Origin of the sequence: Sphingomonas horti, assembly GCF_009753715.1 — a bacterium.
GTDB lineage: Bacteria > Pseudomonadota > Alphaproteobacteria > Sphingomonadales > Sphingomonadaceae > Sphingomonas_B > Sphingomonas_B horti.
Genome location: NZ_WQMS01000016.1, coordinates 313701 through 331464, shown reverse-complemented (window position 1 = coordinate 331464; position 17764 = coordinate 313701). Strand labels below are relative to the sequence as shown.

Annotated in this window: 17 protein-coding genes; 12 read left to right on the top strand and 5 right to left on the bottom strand. The window is 68.0% G+C overall.

What is annotated here, in order from left to right; all coding sequences use genetic code 11:
• The first annotated feature begins 36 nt into the window (after nt 1-36).
• The 9 genes from GON01_RS14465 (at nt 37) to GON01_RS14425 (ending at nt 7524) form a co-directional block, all read left to right on the top strand.
• Nucleotides 37-906, top strand: coding sequence for a 3-hydroxybutyryl-CoA dehydrogenase (locus GON01_RS14465; protein WP_157028059.1), 870 nt, complete (start codon nt 37-39; stop codon nt 904-906).
• 221 nt (nt 907-1127) lie between these two features.
• Nucleotides 1128-1535 carry an SUF system Fe-S cluster assembly regulator gene (locus GON01_RS14460; protein WP_157028058.1) on the top strand — a complete coding sequence of 136 codons (408 nt, stop codon included), beginning with the start codon at nt 1128-1130 and terminating at the stop codon, nt 1533-1535.
• Nucleotides 1535-3004: a Fe-S cluster assembly protein SufB gene (gene sufB / locus GON01_RS14455; RefSeq protein ID WP_157028057.1), complete on the top strand. Its 1470-nt coding sequence runs from the start codon at nt 1535-1537 to the stop codon at nt 3002-3004. The genes GON01_RS14460 and sufB overlap by 1 nt, the downstream gene beginning before the upstream one ends.
• Nucleotides 3001-3354, top strand: a complete 354-nt coding sequence (locus GON01_RS14450) for a hypothetical protein (protein WP_157028056.1) — start codon at nt 3001-3003, stop codon at nt 3352-3354. Before sufB ends, GON01_RS14450 begins: the two co-directional genes overlap by 4 nt.
• Nucleotides 3354-4196, top strand: coding sequence for a Fe-S cluster assembly ATPase SufC (gene sufC, locus GON01_RS14445; RefSeq protein ID WP_157028055.1), 843 nt, complete (start codon nt 3354-3356; stop codon nt 4194-4196). Before GON01_RS14450 ends, sufC begins: the two co-directional genes overlap by 1 nt.
• A 100-nt stretch (nt 4197-4296) precedes the next feature.
• Entirely contained in the window at nt 4297-5421 is a 1125-nt protein-coding gene (locus GON01_RS14440; RefSeq protein WP_181599996.1) for a SufD family Fe-S cluster assembly protein, read from the top strand.
• Between the two features lie 50 nt (nt 5422-5471).
• Entirely contained in the window at nt 5472-6701 is a 1230-nt protein-coding gene (locus tag GON01_RS14435) for a cysteine desulfurase (RefSeq protein ID WP_157028054.1), read from the top strand.
• On the top strand, nt 6698-7165 hold the full coding sequence (locus GON01_RS14430) for an SUF system Fe-S cluster assembly protein (protein WP_157028053.1): 468 nt from the start codon (nt 6698-6700) through the stop codon (nt 7163-7165). Before GON01_RS14435 ends, GON01_RS14430 begins: the two co-directional genes overlap by 4 nt.
• Nucleotides 7165-7524, top strand: a complete 360-nt coding sequence (locus GON01_RS14425; RefSeq protein WP_157028052.1) for a HesB/IscA family protein — start codon at nt 7165-7167, stop codon at nt 7522-7524. The genes GON01_RS14430 and GON01_RS14425 overlap by 1 nt, the downstream gene beginning before the upstream one ends.
• 156 nt (nt 7525-7680) lie before the next feature.
• On the opposite strand, the gene GON01_RS14420 is transcribed toward GON01_RS14425, so the two are convergent.
• Nucleotides 7681-9954, bottom strand: coding sequence for a S8 family peptidase (locus tag GON01_RS14420; protein WP_157028051.1), 2274 nt, complete (start codon nt 9952-9954; stop codon nt 7681-7683).
• A 113-nt stretch (nt 9955-10067) separates the two neighbouring features.
• Here GON01_RS14420 and GON01_RS14415 point away from each other — a divergent pair, with 113 nt between their 5' ends.
• A complete protein-coding gene (locus tag GON01_RS14415; RefSeq protein WP_157028050.1) occupies nt 10068-10739 on the top strand; it encodes a pyrimidine 5'-nucleotidase in 672 nt (223 codons plus the stop codon).
• On the top strand, nt 10736-11584 hold the full coding sequence (dapD, locus tag GON01_RS14410; protein ID WP_157028049.1) for a 2,3,4,5-tetrahydropyridine-2,6-dicarboxylate N-succinyltransferase: 849 nt from the start codon (nt 10736-10738) through the stop codon (nt 11582-11584). The genes GON01_RS14415 and dapD overlap by 4 nt, the downstream gene beginning before the upstream one ends.
• A 141-nt stretch (nt 11585-11725) precedes the next feature.
• On the opposite strand, the gene GON01_RS14405 is transcribed toward dapD, so the two are convergent.
• The 3 genes from GON01_RS14405 to GON01_RS14395 form a co-directional block, all read right to left on the bottom strand.
• Nucleotides 11726-11869, bottom strand: coding sequence for a hypothetical protein (locus tag GON01_RS14405; protein ID WP_157028048.1), 144 nt, complete (start codon nt 11867-11869; stop codon nt 11726-11728).
• Between the two features lie 343 nt (nt 11870-12212).
• Nucleotides 12213-12977, bottom strand: a complete 765-nt coding sequence (locus GON01_RS14400; RefSeq protein ID WP_157028047.1) for a LytR/AlgR family response regulator transcription factor — start codon at nt 12975-12977, stop codon at nt 12213-12215.
• Nucleotides 12978-13029: 52 nt separating this feature from the next.
• On the bottom strand, nt 13030-14157 hold the full coding sequence (locus GON01_RS14395; RefSeq protein ID WP_157028046.1) for a sensor histidine kinase: 1128 nt from the start codon (nt 14155-14157) through the stop codon (nt 13030-13032).
• 286 nt (nt 14158-14443) lie between these two features.
• Between GON01_RS14395 and GON01_RS14390 the strand changes: the two genes are divergently transcribed.
• Nucleotides 14444-16495, top strand: coding sequence for a M13 family metallopeptidase (locus GON01_RS14390; protein ID WP_157028045.1), 2052 nt, complete (start codon nt 14444-14446; stop codon nt 16493-16495).
• A gap of 3 nt (nt 16496-16498) precedes the next feature.
• Here GON01_RS14390 and GON01_RS14385 read toward each other — a convergent pair whose 3' ends face one another.
• Nucleotides 16499-17728, bottom strand: a complete 1230-nt coding sequence (locus tag GON01_RS14385) for a threonine synthase (RefSeq protein ID WP_181599993.1) — start codon at nt 17726-17728, stop codon at nt 16499-16501.
• Nucleotides 17729-17764: the final 36 nt, after the last annotated feature.

The window sequence follows — 17764 nt, the reverse complement described above, 5'->3', positions numbered from 1 at the left end:
GAGCGCCTCCGAATCGAATTAGCGAAGGGCAGGGACATGCAGTCAGTCGGCGTCATCGGGGCCGGGCAGATGGGCGCGGGGATCGCGCAGGTCTCGGCGCAGGCGGGGTATCGGGTGTTCCTCGCCGACGTCAGCCAAGAGGTCGCGGAGAAATCGAAAGCGGGGATCGCGAAGCAGCTCGACCGGCTGATCGCCAAGGAGAAGATCGACGCCGAAGCCCGCGACGCGGCGCTGGCGCTGATCGAGCCGGTGGCGGACTATGCGCCGATGGCCGAGGCAGGGCTGATCGTCGAGGCGGCGACCGAGAACGAAGCTATCAAGCGCAAGATTTTCGAGGGCGCGGGCAAGGTGCTGGCGGCGGATGCGGTGCTGGCCTCCAACACCTCGTCGATCCCGATCACGCGGCTGGCGCAGGCGGCGCCGGACCCCGAGCGCTTCATCGGCGTGCATTTCTTCAATCCGGTGCCGGTCATGGGGCTGATCGAAGTGATCCGCGGTCTTGCCACTTCGGACGAGACGGTCGCGAAGGTGGAGGCGTTCGGGCAGACGCTCGGCAAGCGGATCGTGCATGCGAACGATGCGCCGGGCTTCATCGTCAACCGCGTGCTGATGCCGATGCTGAACGAGGCGTGCTTCGCGCTCGGCGAAGGCGTGGCGACGATCCCCGATATCGACGCCGCCTGCCAGCTGGGCCTCAACCACCCGATGGGGCCGCTGACGCTCGCCGACTTCATCGGGCTGGACACGTGCCTGTCGATCACGCGGGTGCTGTTCGACGGGACGGGCGATCCGAAATTCCGGCCGGCGCCGCTGCTGGTGAAGTATGTCGAGGCCGGGTGGCTGGGGCGGAAGACCGGGCGGGGGTTTTACGATTATTCGGGCGCGGAGCCGGTGGCGACCAGATAATCCTCCCCGAGCTTGCTCCGGGAGGGGGACCGCGCGTAGCGCGGTGGAGGGCCGACCGCGGAGCGGGCGGGAACACCCTCCCCCGGCTCAAGGCCGGGGTCCGGGCCCCTCCGCCATGCTTCGCATGGTCCCCCTCCCCTGCAAATGCAGGGGAGGATTTGGTTGACTCGGCCCGTTCCCTCCCCCACATGGCAATCCGACCAGTTTAGTCCGATTGAACCATGCGCCTGTCCAACCTTGCCGACTATGCCGTCGTGATCATGTCCGCCGCCGCGCGGGCAGGGCACGGCGCGCGGCTGTCGGCGACGGTGCTGGCGGAGGAGACGGGCATTCCGCTGCCGACGACGCAGAAGCTGCTGGGCAAGCTTGCGGCTGCAGGCCTGTTCCGGTCGGCGCGCGGCGGCGGCGGCGGCTTCGTGCTGACGCGCGGGCCGGGCGAGATCAGCCTGGCCGATGTCGTCGAGGCAGTCGAAGGGCCGATCGCGATGACGACCTGCGTCGATGAAGGCCGGCAATGCTGCGCACTCGAGGAGGCCTGCCAGGTCCGTCCGCAATGGAGCGTGGTGAACAACGCGATCCGCGGCGCGCTTTCGGGCGTGAGCCTGGCGAGTTTGAGTGGAGTGCATTGATGGCGACGCGCAACCAGGAGGCGTTCGACGTCGCCGAGAAGCTCTCCACTTATGAATGGGGCTTCACCAGCGACCTGGAGCAGGAATTCGCGCCCAAGGGGCTGGACGAAAGCACCGTCCGCTTCATTTCGGCCAAGAAGGGCGAGCCGGAATGGATGCTGGACTGGCGGCTCAAGGCGTTCCGGCTGTGGCAGACGATGGAGTCGCCGGATTGGGCCAAGCTCAACATCCCGCCGATCGATTACCAGGACGCCTATTATTACGCGGCGCCCAAGATCAAGCCGACGCTGAAGAGCCTGGACGAACTCGATCCGGAAATCCGGCGGACCTATGAAAAGCTCGGCATCCCGATCGAGGAGCAGAAGGTGCTCGCCGGCGTCGAGGGCGCGCGCAAGGTCGCGGTCGACGCGGTGTTCGACAGCGTATCCGTCGCGACCACGTTCCGCGAGGAGCTGAAGAAGGCGGGCGTCATCTTCCTGTCGATCAGCGAGGCGATCCGCGAGCATCCGGAGCTGGTCAGGAAATGGCTCGGCCGCGTCGTGCCGATCCACGACAATTACTTCGCGACCTTGAACAGCGCGGTCTTCAGCGACGGGACGTTCGTGTACATCCCGGAGGGCGTGCGCTGCCCGATGGAGCTCTCCACCTATTTCCGGATCAATGCCGAAAATACGGGGCAGTTCGAGCGGACGCTGATCGTCGCCAACAAGGGGTCGCACGTCTCCTATCTCGAAGGCTGCACCGCGCCGATGCGCGACGAGAACCAGCTCCACGCCGCCGTGGTCGAGCTGGTCGCGCTGGACGATGCCGAGATCAAATATTCGACCGTCCAGAATTGGTATCCGGGCGATGCGGAAGGGCGCGGCGGCATCTATAACTTCGTGACTAAGCGCGCGCTATGCCAGGGCCGCAACTCGAAGGTCAGCTGGACCCAGGTCGAGACCGGCAGCGCGATCACCTGGAAATATCCGAGCTGCGTGCTGGCGGGGGAGAATTCGGTCGGCGAATTCTATTCGGTCGCCGTCACCAACAATTACCAGCAGGCCGATACCGGCACCAAGATGATCCACCTCGGCAAGGGATCGCGTTCGACCATCGTCTCCAAGGGGATCAGCGCGGGGAAGTCGAACAACACCTATCGCGGCCTGGTCCGCGTCGGCCCGACGGCGGAAGGCGTGCGCAATTTCACCCAGTGCGACTCGCTGCTGCTGGGCCACGAATGCGGCGCCCACACCGTGCCGTACATCGAAGTGAAGAACCCGAGCGCCCAGATCGAGCACGAAGCGACCACCAGCAAGATCAGCGACGACCAGCTCTTCTACGCAATGAGCCGCGGGCTGGGCCAGGAAGACGCGGTGGCGCTGATCGTCAACGGCTTCGCGAAGGAAGTGCTGCAGCAGCTGCCGATGGAGTTCGCGGTCGAGGCGCAGAAGCTGCTGGGGATCAGCCTTGAAGGGAGCGTTGGGTGAGATCGCTGGCCTTGTTGCTTGCCTTGCCTTTTGTCTCTGGCTGCCAAGCTCAGTCTGCCAAGGCAGCTGTGAAAGACGCTCTCGTAGATCCCTCATCGGCCCAGTTCGATGCTGTTGGCTCGAAGGGCGATGTCACCTGTGGCTTGGTGAATTCGAAGAATCGCTTAGGCGGATACACCGGACCCAGACCGTTCATGGTGAAAGCAGGAGTGGCGGACATTGCATCAGACCCACTTCGGGCGTTGTCTGATGAGTACAAGCAAAGCTGCCCGACATCGTCGTATGACAGGATTCTTCGGGTTTCACTTGAGCAATACAATCGGGATTTCAAGGAACGGAACGGCCTGTAATGCTCCGAATCAATAACCTCCACGCCACTGTCGACGACAAGCCGATCCTGCGCGGGCTCGACCTCTCCGTGAATGCGGGCGAGGTGCATGCGATCATGGGGCCGAACGGGGCGGGCAAGTCGACGCTCGCCTATGTGCTGGGCGGGCGGCCGGGGTATCAGGTGACGGAGGGGAGCGTGGTCTTTTCTCCCCTCCCGCTTGCGGGAGGGGCCGGGGGAGGGCCTGAGCCTCACACCCCAGCGGGAGAAGGCAAGTTCCCTCCCCTAACCCCTCCCGCAAGCGGGAGGGGAATTGACCTCCTCGGCCTCGAACCCCACGAGCGGGCGGCGGCGGGGTTGTTCCTCGGCTTCCAATACCCGGTTGAAATCCCCGGCGTGTCGAACGTCCAGTTTCTGCGCACCGCGCTCAACGCCCAGCGGCGCGCGCGGGGGGAGGACGAGCTTTCGGCGGGCGATTTCCTGCGGCTCGCCAAGGCGCAGGCTGAAGCGCTCGGGCTCGACTTCGACATGATGAAGCGCAACGTCAATGTCGGCTTTTCGGGCGGCGAGAAGAAGCGCAACGAGATGGTGCAGATGGGGATCATCGATCCCCGCTTCGCCGTGCTGGACGAGACCGATTCCGGCCTCGACATCGACGCGCTGAAGGCGGTCGGCGAAGGCATCAACCGCATCATGCGCAAGCCCGACAAGGGCGTCTTGCTCATCACCCATTACCAGCGGCTGCTCGACTATGTGCGGCCCGATTTCGTGCATGTGCTCGCGGGCGGGCGGATCGTGCGTAGTGGCGGGCCCGAGCTGGCGCACGAACTGGAGCGCGAAGGCTACGGAGCGATCGCTGCATGAGCGCCGCAGGCACTCCTTTCCTTCTCTGCGCCTCTGCGCCTCTGCGCGAACCTAAATTGCAGTTCGCGCAGAGGCGCAGAGGCGCAGAGGGAGCGCTGGCGTGACTGCCCTTTCCCTTCCTTCCAGCCGTGAAGAGGCGTGGCGGTGGGCGGATTTGACCGTGCTGCCGGCGCTTGCCGATCAGGGGCCGAGCGGGGCGGGCGTGGAAGTGCCTGCGGCGCTGGGGGATGGGCCTCGGCTGGTGTTTGTCGACGGGCGGCTCGATGCGGCGCGGAGCAAGGTCGGACCGCTTGAAGTGGGTGCGGTCGACGTGCGGTCGGAGCATCCGCTGGGCAGGCTGGCGACCGGCGCCGGCTGGGCGCTGCGGCTCGGGCGGGACCATTCGGCGCCGGGGTTGGTCGAGATCGTGCATGTCGGGACCGGCGGCGCCAGCCATGTGCCAGGGCTGATCGCGCTGGAGGACGACGCGCAGGCCGCGATCGTCGAGACCTTCGTCGGCGATGGCTGGGCGAACCGGCTGACGGCCATCCGGCTCGGGCGGTCAGCGCGGCTGATGCGGGCGGTGCGGCTGGCGCAGACGAGTGGCTTTCAGTCCCTGCGCGACGAGGCGGAGATCGCGACCGGGGCGAGCCTGGTCACGACCGTGCTGGCCGAAGGCGGCGCGGGGAGCCGGATCGACGGGCATCTGCGGCTGACCGGCGATGCGGCATTCGCGGAAATGGGCGGTGCGCTGCTGACGCGGGGCGAGCAAAGGCACGAAGCGGCGGTCGTGCTGCGGCACGAGGCCGAGGGCTGCATGAGCCGCCAGACCTGGCGCGCGGTCGCCGACGACACGGCCGTCGCGAGCCTTGCGGCGCGGGTGGAAGTCGCGCGCGTGGCGCAGAAGACGGATGCCGAGCAATCGCTGCGCGGCCTGCTGCTGAGGCGCGCGGCAACGGTGAATTTGAAGCCGGAGCTGGAGATCTTCGCCGACGACGTGAAATGCGCGCACGGGGCGACCGTCGGCGAGCTGGATGCGCGGGCGTTGTTCTATCTTGCGAGCCGCGGCGTGCCGCCGGCCGAAGCGCGGGCGCTGCTGACGCGGGCGTTCGTGGCGGATGCGCTGGAGCGGATCGGGGTGGACGAAGTGCGGGAGGGGTTTGCGGCCGAGGCGGATGCGTGGCTTTCGAGCCCCTCTCCCCAGCGGGGAGAGGGAGGGGCCCAAGCCGAAGGCTTGGGAGGGTGAGGGCAATGGATCATCCGCTCACAGACCCTCACCCTCCCATTGCTGACGCAATGGGCCCCTCCCTCTCCCGAAACGGGAGAGGGGCTGAAGCCTTAGACTTGCTCGCCGACTTCCCCGCGATTCCCGGCGGCTGGGCGTATCTCGACACGGCCGCGACCGCGCAGAAACCGCAGGCGGTGATCGACGCGATCGCGCGCGCCTACGACACCACTTACGCGACGGTGCACCGCGGCGTGTACCAGCGCTCCGCCGACATGACGCTGGCCTATGAAGCGGCGCGCAAGCGAGTGGCGCGGTTCATCGGGGCTGCGTCTGCGGACGAGATCGTGTTCGTGCGCGGGGCGACCGAAGGGATCAACCTGGTCGCCGAGAGCTGGGGCGGGTCGCAGCTGAAGGCAGGCGACCGCATCCTGCTTTCAACCCTGGAGCATCATTCGAACATCGTGCCGTGGCAGCTGCTGCGGGACCGCACCGGCATCGAGATCGACGTGGCGCCGTTGACCGGCGACGGGCGGATCGACCTGGACGCGGCCGAGGCGATGCTGACCGAGCGGCACAAGCTCGTGGCGCTGGCGCATGTGTCGAACGTGCTCGGATCGGTGCTGGACGCGAAGCGGGCGGCGGCGATGGCGCATCGGGTCGGGGCGAAATTGCTGCTCGATGGCTGCCAGGCGGTGCCGCGGATGGCGGTCGATGTGGCCGAGATCGGCTGCGACTTCTACGTGTTTTCTGCGCACAAGCTCTACGGGCCGACCGGGTTCGGCGTGCTCTGGGCACGGGGCGAGATCCTCGATGCGATGCCGCCGTGGCAGGGCGGCGGCGCGATGATCGATCGCGCCACGTTCGAGCGGACGACCTATATGCCCGCGCCGGCGCGGTTCGAGGCGGGGACGCCGCATATCGTCGGCGCCCTGGGGCTGCATGCGGCGATCGACTATGTCGAGGCGATCGGGCTGGACGCCATCCACGCGCACGAATCGGCTTTGGTGCGGATGACGCGCGAGCGGCTGGGGGCGATCAACTCCGTGCGGCTGTTCGGGCCGGACGACAGCGCCGGCATCGTCAGCTTCGCGATCGAGGGGGTGCATCCGCACGACGTCGGCACCATATTGGACGAGGAACGCGTCGCGATCCGCGCTGGGCATCATTGCGCGCAGCCGCTGATGGACGCGCTGGGCGTCCCCGCCACCGCGCGGGCGAGCTTCGGGGTCTATAACAGCGCCGCCGACGTGGACGCGCTCGCGCGCGGGATCGAGCGCGTGACGAGGATTTTCGGATGAACGAGCAGAGCCGGATCAGAGTCGAGGAAGTGGACGCGGTTTCCCCGCCGCCCAAGGCGCGGGTCGAGGATGCGGCGCGCGACGGGTTTGAGCGCAAGAGGGACTATCTCGCCGGGTTCCTCAGCGAGAAGCCGGCCGAGCTGTCGGGGCATGAGCCGGGCGGCGAGCTGTACGAAGCGGTGATCCAGTCGCTGAAGGAAATCTACGACCCCGAGATTCCGGTGAACATCTACGATCTGGGGCTGATCTATGGCGTCGACATCTCGCCCGACGGGCACACCGCGATCACGATGACGCTGACCACGCCGCACTGCCCGGTCGCGGAATCGATGCCGGGCGAAGTCGAGCTGCGCGTCGGCGCGGTGCCAGGGATCGGCGATGTCGAGGTCAGCCTGGTCTGGGACCCGCCCTGGAACCCGGCGCAGATGTCGGACGAGGCGAAACTGGAATTGGGAATGTTGTGATGGGGACCGTCACTACCACCCGTCCCCGCCCGCAGGCGCTGATCCTGACCGCCGGTGCCGAGGCGCGGATCGCGGCGCTGATGGCGAAGGCGCCGGAAGGGGCGATCGGCGTCAAGCTGTCGACGCCCAGGCGCGGCTGTTCCGGCCTCGCCTATTCGGTCGACTATGTGACCGAGGCCAAGCCGCTCGACGAGCGTATCGAGACGCCGGGGGGCACCTTGTTCGTCGACGGCGCGTCGCTGCTGTACCTGATCGGCAGCCGGATGGACTGGGTAGAAGACGATTTCACCGCCGGCTTCGTGTTCCAGAACCCCAACGCCAAGGGCAGCTGCGGCTGCGGTGAGAGCTTTACCGTTTAAAATCCTCCCCTGCTCTTGCAGGGGAGGGGGACCATGCGAAGCATGGTGGAGGGGCCCGAAGCGAAGCGGAGGGTCTACTTCGCGCTGCGCGCTCAGCCCCTCCACCACTCGGCTTCACCGAGCGGTCCCCCTCCCCTCGCTTTGCGAAGGGAGGATTTAGAACCCCACCCGCCACCTGAAGGCGGCACCCATATCGTCCGGGGCGGCGGCGAAGTTGCCGGGGTCGCGACGCCAGAACAGGTTCGCGTCCATGCGGCCGCCCAGCAGCATCCGCGCATAGCTCGCTTCCACGTCGATCTCGCGGCCGGTGGGGGCGAGGTTCAGCCGCTGGTTCGCATAGCCGACGGCGCCGCTTTCATAGTCATAGCTGACCGGCAGACGCAGGCCGAGCCCACCGCTGGCGACGCGGAGCGGTTGGGCGAGGCGGAAGCCGAACCGGTCGCCTGATCCGAAGATTCCGGTCTTGGCGATGTCGAGGCTGAACGCGTTGCTGCGGATCGTGGCGCGTCCGGTCATCAGCCCGGCGGCGGGCGCGCTGGTCCAGCCCTGGCGCGCGGCGGCGGCGAGCGACCAGCCGCCGCCGGCCTGCCAGTCGGCGCGAAGATCGGCGAACCAGCTCGACGAGCCGCCGCCGCCGAACAGCGGCCCGAAATGTGCGCCGAGCAACGTGCGATCCTCGGTCAGCCGGGTCATGCCGCCGCTGAGCCGAAGCGCGCCGAAGCGCCGGTCGGCGCCGAGGCTGACCAGCGAATAGCGCGAGCGGAACCAGGGATCGCGCACGCCGGGCAGGCCCTGGTAAAGCAGCCCTTCCCCGCTTTCCGCGCCGGCAGTGACGCCCAACTGGCCGAAGCTGTGCCGCAGCGTCGCCGCGCGCTGGCCGGTGCGGTCGAAGCCGAGCGCGTCGCCCGGGCCGCGCGCGACCAGGAAGGCGGGCTCGGTCTGGCCGGTCAGCTGGCCGGCGACGCTGGCGCCGCTCTGGCCGAAGCCGAAAGCGATGCTGGTCCGGGGATCGATGCGGCTGGCGATCATGCCGGCGGTCGCGCGGGCGCGGATCGCGTCGTTCTGGCTGAGCGACAGCCGGCGCACGGCCGCGCCGCCGGGCGTGTCGGCGATCGACACTGCAACGATCGCGCCGTCGGCGGAGAGCGATGCACCGCGGAACGACTGGCCGAGCGTGGCGGCGAGGCTCGAGCGCGGCTGCGCGCGCCGGACCGCTTGGGCGAGGTCGACCGCATAGGCGCGGCTGAAGCTGTCCAGAACGATGGCGCCCATACCGGTCTGCGCGGCGTCGCCCATCGCCGGCGACAGGGCCGCGCTGGACCCGGCGAGATCGACCGCGACCTTGGCGCCGGCCAGCGACGTCGCGCCGCGCGGGGCGAAAGCGCGGCCGACATCGAGTCCGCCGCGGCCATAGACCGGATCGGTGCCCGCGGCGCCGAGATCGTCGGCGCTGTCGAACAGCAATTGCACGATCTGCGCGCCGGTCAGGTTCGGGAAGGCCTGGGCGAGCAGTGCCACCGCCCCCGCCACATAGGGAGCGGAAAAGGACGTGCCGTCGTAAAGGAAGGCCCGCCCGGTCTGGTCGAACGAGCGCACCTCGACGCCGAGCGCGGTCAGATAGGTGTTGGCGGTGATGCCGGCGCGATTCGAGAAGCTGGCGATGTTGCGGTTGGCGTCATAGGCGCCGACGACGATCACCTGCCCGCGCGCAATGCCCTCGGCCGCGACCTGCGCGAGGTCGGTCGGGTTGGCGGCGCTATCGTTGCCGGCCGAGATCACGATCACCATGCCGGCCGCGGTCGCGCGATCGATCGCGTTGCGCAGGGTCAGGTTCGCGGCTTCGCCGCCGAGCGAGATGTTGGCGACGCGGGCGCCTTGGGCGACCGCAATGTCCAGCCCTCGCGCGATCGCGCTGTCGCTATGGGTGCAATCGCTCGCGCAGCTTCCCGGCGTGTCGCTGCGCAGCGCCAGCAGCGTGGCGTTGAAGGCCATGCCGTGGATCTCGGCATCGTTCTTGGCCGCGAGCAGGACCGCCGAGACCGCGGTGCCATGGCCGTCATCGTCGCCCAGCCCGCGCGAGCCGGCGACGTCCTGCGACGCGGCCGAGATGCGGCCGGCGAATTCCGGGCTGCTCGGATTGACGCCGCTGTCGATGACCGCCGCGACGACGCCGGCGCCAGTCGCGCCGGCTTGGTAGGCGGGGATCGCGTTGGCGAGCTCGAGGCCGCTCGATCGCTGATATTCAGCGGTTCGGAAATTGACCGGCGGCGGCGTGGGAGTGGGGGTCGGCGTCGGGACGGGCGTCGGCGTCGGCGTGGGCGCCGGAGGCGGCGCCGGAATCGGGGTGACGCTTCCGCCCCCGCCGCAGCCGCCCAGCAGCAGCACAGACAGGACGAGGCCCGATGGCCCGTGCGCGACACGCTTGCTCATACGGAAACACCCCTGATCCGATCGCCTCCGCGGTAGCGCGGCGGCGCTTGCCTTGTGGTTAACACGCGCGTGGCAATTTGCGGCCGCCCGGGGCGGCGGCTAGGGCGCTCGCGATGCTGCCGGCGCTTGCCCATATCCGCAACTGGATCTTCGATCTCGACAATACGCTGTACCCGGCGTCGGCGGACCTGTTCGGCCTGATCGACCAGCGCATGACCGAATTCATCCAGGAGCTGCTGGGACTCGACTGGACCGCCGCGCGGACGCTGCAGAAGGACTATTTCCACGCCCACGGCACTACCCTGTCTGGCCTGATGGCCGAGCATGGCGTCGATCCGCACCGGTTCCTGTCCTATGTCCACGATATCGAGATGGACGTGCTGACCGAGGACCGGTGGCTGGTCGAGGCGGTCGCGCGGCTGCCCGGCCGCAAGTTGATCTTCACCAACGGCGACGCCGATTATGCGGGACGCGTGCTGGCCCGTCTGGGGCTGGGGGAGAGCTTTGAGGCGATCCATGACATCCATGCCTGTGCCTATACGCCCAAGCCGCACCCGCAGGCCTATCGCGCGATGGCCCACGGTTTCGGCATCGACCCCGCCCGATCGCTGTTCGTCGAGGACATGGCGCGCAACCTGAAGCCCGCCAAGGCGATCGGGATGACGACGGTCTGGGTCAACAATGGCTCCGAACAGGGGCGCGAGCCGGACGATCGCGCCTATGTCGACTACGAAACAACGGACCTCGGCGCGTGGTTGCACGAGATTCTGGGAGACGAAGCATGACCGAGCGCGCGGCGCTGACCGACACGATCGAGGCTGCCTGGGAAAGCCGCGACCAGGTGGGCCCCCAGACCGTCGGCGACGTGCGCGCCGCCATTGCCGAAGCGCTGAAGCTGCTCGATCGCGGCGAGGCGCGGGTCGCCGAGCCCGACGGCCAGGGCGGCTGGCGCGTCAACCAGTGGCTGAAAAAGGCGGTACTGCTGTCGTTCCGGCTGCACGACATGGAGCTGATTCCCGGCGGCCCGGGCACCGCCAGCTGGTGGGACAAGGTGCCGAGCAAATTCTCCGGCTGGAGCGCGGCCGACTTCCGCGCGGCGGGCTTCCGCGCGGTACCGGGCGCGGTCGTTCGCCACGGCGCCTATGTCGGCCGGGGCGCGGTGCTGATGCCGAGCTTCGTGAACATCGGCGCGCATGTTGGCGAGGGGACGATGGTCGACACCTGGGCGACGGTCGGCAGCTGCGCTCAGATCGGCCGGAACGTCCATATCTCCGGCGGCGCCGGGATCGGCGGCGTGCTGGAGCCGTTGCAGGCCGGCCCTGTCATCATCGAGGACGGGGTGTTCATCGGCGCGCGCTCCGAAGTCGCCGAAGGCGTCGTGGTCGGCGAAGGCGCGGTGCTGTCGATGGGCGTCTATCTCGGGGCATCGACCAAAATCGTCGACCGCGCCACCGGGGAGACGTTCATCGGCCGCGTGCCGCCTTATGCCGTGGTCGTGCCAGGCACGCTTCCGGGCAAGCCGCTCCCCGACGGCACGCCGGGTCCGTCGCTCTATTGCGCGGTGATCGTCAAGCGCGTCGACGCGCAGACGCGCGCCAAGACGGCGATCAACGAGCTACTGCGGGACTGAAGGGGGCAGGTCGGCGACTTATTACCAAACATTCGTCACCCCGGCCTTGAGCCGGGGTCCCGCTGCCTTTTGCCAGAAAGAAGAAGCGGGATCCCGGCTCAAGGCCGGGATGACGATGGGGAATCCATCACTATGTGAGTTTTAGCGCAATTTGCTGCGCGCGTGCTCGCGCTCGATGCGGCGGCGGCGGCGGGTCTTCCAGCCGGTCTCGTAATAGATGGCGCCGCCAAGGGCGACCGCACCTCCGGCGACCAGAGCGAGGACAAGCAGAACCGATTCTTCCACGTTTTACCTGTATGCGTACCCGTTGTCGGGGTCGATTACCGGCAGAGCGTTACCGGATCAACAAGGCGACGTCCGCAGTTGGTCGCATCGCGGCGCGGCTTCGTCGATGCGCCGGCACGTTGATCGGCTTTTCCGCCACCGCCGTCGAGGCGCCGGTGCACGCGCGGATTTCCGCCCTATGGGCCGGTCCGCCGCTGAATGGGCAGCGGCGAATCGCAAGGGAAACACGCGATGAAGGCAGATTATCTCCGCAGCACGGCGACCTGGCTCGCCGCCATGTTCGTCGGCACGATGTTGGTCGCCGCGACCACCTCGTTCGCGGGCATCGCCTGAGAATGGCGGCTCAGGGCAGGCCCAGCTTTTCGGTCAGCGTATCGATATAGCTGGGCCCCACCTGCACATGGGCGCCATCGTCGAGCACCAACGTGAGGCTCCGATTGGCGCGGCGGACTTCCGCCACCTTTTCCGGCCGCACGAAGGCCGAGCGATGCACCCGCATCAGCCCCGTCCCCTCAAGCTTCTCTTCCAGGGCCGACATCGTCGCCCGCAGCATGTGGCTGCGCGTTTCGGTATGCAGCAGCACATAGTCGCGCGCCGCCTCGATCCAGCCGATCGAGTCGGTCGGAACCCAGCGCTGCCCGTGCCGCTCCGGCACCCAGAATCCCTCGTCGCTGCGGGCCGCGCCGCCCCTGGCGCGCAGGCTCTCCACTTCCTCCAGCAGCTTGCCGCTCTGTTCCGCCTGTTCGCGCAGCTCGCGGCGGCGCCGGGCGCGTGTCACGGCCTGGCGCAACCGGTCGAAACGCACCGGCTTCAGCAGGTAATCGGCCGCATCGACCTCGAACGCGTCGGGCGCATAATGTTCGTGCGCGGTGACGAAGATGATTTCCGGCCGCTTGTCCGGCTCGAGCGCCGCGGCGGTGCGCAGGCCGTTGCGGCCCGGCATCTGGATATCGAGGATCACCAGGTCGGGCTGAAGCTTCTCGATCTGTTCCAGCGCCATGTCGCCGTCGGTGGCCTGACCGACCACGTCGACCTCGTCGATGTCCGCGAACAATGTGCGCAGCCGATCCAGCGCCAGCGCCTCGTCGTCGACGACCAACACCCGCATGCCCGCAACCCCCAATGCTTTGGCGACCTTATCGATCAGGAGCGGATCAGGCTCAAGCCCTTGCGGGAAGGCGGATCGTGGCTGCGAAGCCGCGGTCGCGGGCTGCGCTGACAAGCGAGGCCGCGTCGCCGTACAGCGCGCTCAGCCGCTGCCGGACATTCTGTAGGCCGACGCCGGTTCCGACCCCCGCGACGGCATTGCCGCTGGCGCGGCCGTCATCCTCGACCGTCACGACCAGCTCGTCGTCCTCGCGTCGGCCGGTCACGCGGATCACGACCGGCTCCAGCGAGGGCGCGACGCCGTATTTGATCGCATTCTCGATCAGCGGCTGAAGCAGAAAGCTCGGGATCGGCACGTGGCAGGCGTCGCTCGCGCAGTCGATCTCGACATGGAGACGGTCGCCGAAGCGGATCGATTCGATCTCCAGATAATCGTCGATTAGCGCCAGCTCCTGGTCGAGCGGGACCAGCTCGGTCGGGTCCGAGGCCAGCGAGGCGCGCAGGAAGCTCGACAATTTGTCGGTCATCAGCTCGGCTTCCTCGTTCCGCCGGGTGACGATCATCGCGGAGATCGCGTTCAGCGTGTTGAAGAGGAAATGCGGGTTGAGCTGGTAGCGAAGCGCCGCCAGCTGCGCGTGCTGCGCTGCCGACAGCGCCCGCGCCAGCTCCTGCGCCTGCAGCACGTCATGCCGGCGCGAGCTGACCAGGTGAAACAGCGCGACGTTGACGCCGAAGACGCAGACATAATTGAACGTCGCGCGATACGCGCGGCTGAGGTCGGTCGGCAGGTTTTCCCAGGCCGTGTCGATCCGGTTGGCGATGAAGCCGGTATAGATCAGGTCGAACGTTACCTGGATCACCGAGACCGCGAGGACCGACGCGGCAAGCACCAGCGTACGCGGCACCAGGTTCCAGTCCCGCGAGGCGCGGAACACCGCGAACAGCGGCAGCGCCAGCACCATCGAGACGATCAGCGTCACTTCGTCGAGCGCGACGCTGGTCCAGCCTTCGCCGGCGTGCCGCTCAAGGAAGATCGGCAGGTAAATGAGCGCCACGAACGACCAAAGCGCGACGGTAAGCGAGATCGCCTCGCGCCACCCTGCTTCGCGCATGGTGGGCTGGACCTGGGCCTCGGCAGACGGCGCGGATGCGATCAGCGACATCCAGTCAGCCTGCAGCACTGTTGCCAAAACGCGCCTGCCTCACTCGAAAACTGATAACGGTCAAGGCTGTCGCGCGACTGTGCCGAACGCCACAGCGATGGGACAAAAGCGACATTCCGGGCGACGAGAATGACTCCGAGAGCCAGTTTCGCCTGTGATTGAACCATCCTGCCCCTCCCTCTCCGTCAGCCGGGTTCTTCGACAAGCTCAGGACAGGCTTGACCCGGGCCCCACCTTCTTCTGAATTGCGACAGAAGAGCAAGGTGGGCCCCGGATCAAGTCCGGGGTGACGAGGGAGGGCCGATTGACCAAAAAGCTGGTGATTGCGGCAGCAGCCGCGTTGGCGGTCCCCGTCATTGCCGCGCCGCTATATCCGCCGTTCGGCCTGGACCTGACCGCGTTCGACAAGAGTGTGAAGCCGGGGGACGATTTCTTCGAATATGCGAACGGCGCCTATCTCGCCCGCACCACCATCCCCGCCGACCGGCCGGCGCAGAGCCGGCGGCTCGAAATGACCGACCGGATGGAGGCCAATCTGCGCCAGCTGCTCGACGAGGCGGCGGGAAGCGCGTCGGCTTCCCCGCGCACCGACCGGGGGAAGGTCGGCACCTTTTACGCGGCCTTCATGGACGAGGCGCAGGCCGACCGGCTGGGGGCGGCGCCGCTGAAGCCGGAGCTGGACGCGATCCGCGCCGCCGCCGACCGCGCCGCGCTCGCCCGGCTGATGGGCCAGGCGCCGAGCGGCCTTTACCCCAGCCTGTTCGGCGTCTTCATCGACAGCGACCTGAAGGACCCGAGCCGCTACGCCGTGTATCTGGGCCAGTCCGGCCTCGGCCTGCCCGACCGCGATTATTATCTGAAGCCGGAGCTGGCGGCGAAGAAGGACGCCTATCGCGCCTATGCGGCGCGGCTGCTGGCGCTCGCGGGCTGGCCGGATCCGGCTAAGGCGGCCGACGCGCTGGTCGCCTTCGAAACCCGCGTCGCGGAGGCAAGCTGGACCAAGGTGCAGCAACGCGACCTGACCACCCAGTACAACCCGATGGCGCCGTCCGCGCTGGCGAGCTTCGCCCCGGGCTTCGACTGGACGCCTTTCCTCGACCGCGCCGGAATCGCGGGCAAGCCGATGCTGGTGGTGGCCGAGAAGTCCGCGTTCCCGAGGCTGGCCGCGATCTATGCCGACACGCCGATCGACACGTTGAAGGCGTGGCTCGCCTTTCGCGTCGCCGACGCGGCCGCGCCCTATCTGGCCAAGCCGTTCGTGGACACGCATTTCGATTTCCGGCTGAAGGAACTGACCGGACAGGCGGCGCCGCAACCGCGCTGGAAGCGGGGCGTACGCGCGGTCGCCGGCGGCGATTGCGGCGCGGAGCCGGCAAGCTGCTTCGGCACGCTCAACTGGGCGGTCGGCGAGCTTTATGCGGCGCGCTATTTCCCGCCCGAGACCAAGGCCAAGGTGACCGAGTTGGTCGGCAACCTGAAGCTGGCGATGCGCGGCCGGATCGAGCGGCTCGACTGGATGGGCCCTGAGACCAAGGCGGAGGCGCTGAAGAAGCTCGACACTTACACGATCAAGGTCGGCTATCCCGACACGCCGCAGCGCGACTATTCCGGCGTGGTGATCCGCCGCGACGACCTGCTCGGCAACGTCCGGCGCGCGGCGGCGAACGACTGGGCGTTCGTGCTCAAGCGCAGCGCTGGACCGGTTGACCACGGCGCCTGGCAGATGACGCCGCAGACCAACGACGCCTATAACGGATCGCTCCGCGACATCGTGTTTCCGGCCGGCATCCTGCAGGCGCCGATCTTCGACGCCGATGCCGATCCGGCGATCAATTATGGCGCGATCGGCGGCGTGATCGGGCACGAGCTGACCCACGGCTTCGATGACCAGGGCCGCACCATCGACGCCGCCGGTGCGCTCCGCGACTGGTGGACCGCCGCCGACGCCGAAGCGTTCAAGGCGCGCGCGAAGATGCTGGGCGACCAATATGCGCAGTTCGAGCCGGTGCCCGGTTTCCATATCAATCCGGGCCTGACGATGGGCGAGAATATCGCCGATCTGGGCGGCCTCGCGATCGCGCTCGACGCCTATCACGCGTCGCTGAACGGCAAGCCGGCGCCGGTGATCGGCGGCCTGACCGGCGACCAGCGCGTTTTCCTGGGCTGGGCGCAGGCCTGGGCGGGCAAGATGACGCCCGAGGCAATCCGGCAGATGACCGTCAGCGACCCGCACAGCTTCCGCAAGTTCCGCGTGAACGGCCCGGTCCGGAACATCGACGCCTGGTATGCCGCCTTCGGGGTCAAGCCGGGCGACGCGCTGTACCTGAGCCCGGACAAGCGGGCGCGGATCTGGTGAGGATCAGAGCGCGTCGAAATCGATCGGCTGGTGCCGGTCAAGGGCACGCGTAACGGAGGGCATGGGATATTTGAGGCCGGTGGCGCAGTTGAACAGCACGCATTCGTTGCCGGCGCCGACCCAGCCCTCCGCCAGCGCCTGACGGTAGGCGGCGAGGGTCGCGCCGCCTTCGGGGCAGAGCAGCAGCCCGTCCTGCCCGGCCGCGTCGGAGACGGCCTGCAGCGTCGCCTCGTCCTCCACGGCGATGGCGCGACCGCCGCTCTTGCGCACTGCGTCGAGGATCAGGAAGTCGCCCAGCGCCTTGGGCACGCGGATGCCGGCGGCGATCGTATGGGCATTCTCCCAGCGCTCGGCATGGTCGGCGCCCTCGTCGAACGCCTTGACGATCGGCGCGCAGCCGGCCGCCTGAACCGCGAACATCTTCGGCCGCTCCGGACCGATCCAGCCGAGCGCTTCCAGCTCGTCGAAGGCCTTCCACATGCCGATCAGGCCGGTGCCGCCGCCGGTCGGGTAGAAGATCGCATCGGGGAGTCGCCATCCGAGCTGCAGTGCCAGCTCCAGCCCCATCGTCTTCTTGCCTTCGATCCGGTACGGCTCCTTCAGCGTCGACAGGTCGAACCAGCGGCCCTGGCGCGTGCCCTCGGCGACGATCGCGCCGCATTCGTCGATCAGCCCGTTGACGCGCCAGACGCGGCCGCCCTGCAGCGCGATCTCGCGGACATTGGCCTCGGGCGTGTCCTCCGGGCAGAGGATCACCGTCTCGATCCCGGCGCGGCTGGCATAGGCAGCGAGCGCGGCGCCGGCATTGCCGTTGGTCGGCATCGCGATCCGCGTGACGCCCAGCGCCTTCGCCATCGACACCGCCATCACCAGCCCGCGCGCCTTGAACGATCCGGTCGGCAGCCGCCCTTCGTCCTTGACCAGCACCCGCGCACCGCCGGCGCGCGGGATCGGGATCAGCGGGGTCTCGATTTCGCCGAGACTGACGATGTCGCCAGTGCGGCGCACCGGCAGCAGCTCACGCCAGCGCCAGAGGTCCGCCGGCCGCGCCTCCGCGTCGTCGCGCGACCAGTCGCGCGCCAGCCGCGCCAGATCGTAGCGGACCAGCAACGGCTTGCCCGCCCGCGACAGCTGGTGGAGCGTGTCGGCCGGATAGCGCTCCCCCCTCGCTGAGCATTCGAGATGAGTGACATAGGTCGGCCGCTCGGCGGTCAGGTTCACATCGCTACGCATCGGGCTGCTTTGACGACGCCGTGCGGCTCGCGCAAG

What these genes read in the sequence shown, in the direction of transcription:
- sufC (WP_157028055.1), top strand. Translation starts at nt 3,354, where the DNA reads ATGCTCCGAATCAATAACCTCCACGCCACTGTCGACGACAAGCCGATC.
- dapD (WP_157028049.1), top strand. Translation starts at nt 10,736, where the DNA reads ATGACCGAGCGCGCGGCGCTGACCGACACGATCGAGGCTGCCTGGGAA.
- GON01_RS14425 (WP_157028052.1), top strand. Translation starts at nt 7,165, where the DNA reads ATGGGGACCGTCACTACCACCCGTCCCCGCCCGCAGGCGCTGATCCTG.
- GON01_RS14415 (WP_157028050.1), top strand. Translation starts at nt 10,068, where the DNA reads ATGCTGCCGGCGCTTGCCCATATCCGCAACTGGATCTTCGATCTCGAC.
- GON01_RS14430 (WP_157028053.1), top strand. Translation starts at nt 6,698, where the DNA reads ATGAACGAGCAGAGCCGGATCAGAGTCGAGGAAGTGGACGCGGTTTCC.
- GON01_RS14465 (WP_157028059.1), top strand. Translation starts at nt 37, where the DNA reads ATGCAGTCAGTCGGCGTCATCGGGGCCGGGCAGATGGGCGCGGGGATC.
- GON01_RS14460 (WP_157028058.1), top strand. Translation starts at nt 1,128, where the DNA reads ATGCGCCTGTCCAACCTTGCCGACTATGCCGTCGTGATCATGTCCGCC.
- GON01_RS14385 (WP_181599993.1), bottom strand. Translation starts at nt 17,728, where the DNA reads ATGCGTAGCGATGTGAACCTGACCGCCGAGCGGCCGACCTATGTCACT.
- sufB (WP_157028057.1), top strand. Translation starts at nt 1,535, where the DNA reads ATGGCGACGCGCAACCAGGAGGCGTTCGACGTCGCCGAGAAGCTCTCC.
- GON01_RS14420 (WP_157028051.1), bottom strand. Translation starts at nt 9,954, where the DNA reads ATGAGCAAGCGTGTCGCGCACGGGCCATCGGGCCTCGTCCTGTCTGTG.
- GON01_RS14400 (WP_157028047.1), bottom strand. Translation starts at nt 12,977, where the DNA reads ATGCGGGTGTTGGTCGTCGACGACGAGGCGCTGGCGCTGGATCGGCTG.
- GON01_RS14435 (WP_157028054.1), top strand. Translation starts at nt 5,472, where the DNA reads ATGGGCCCCTCCCTCTCCCGAAACGGGAGAGGGGCTGAAGCCTTAGAC.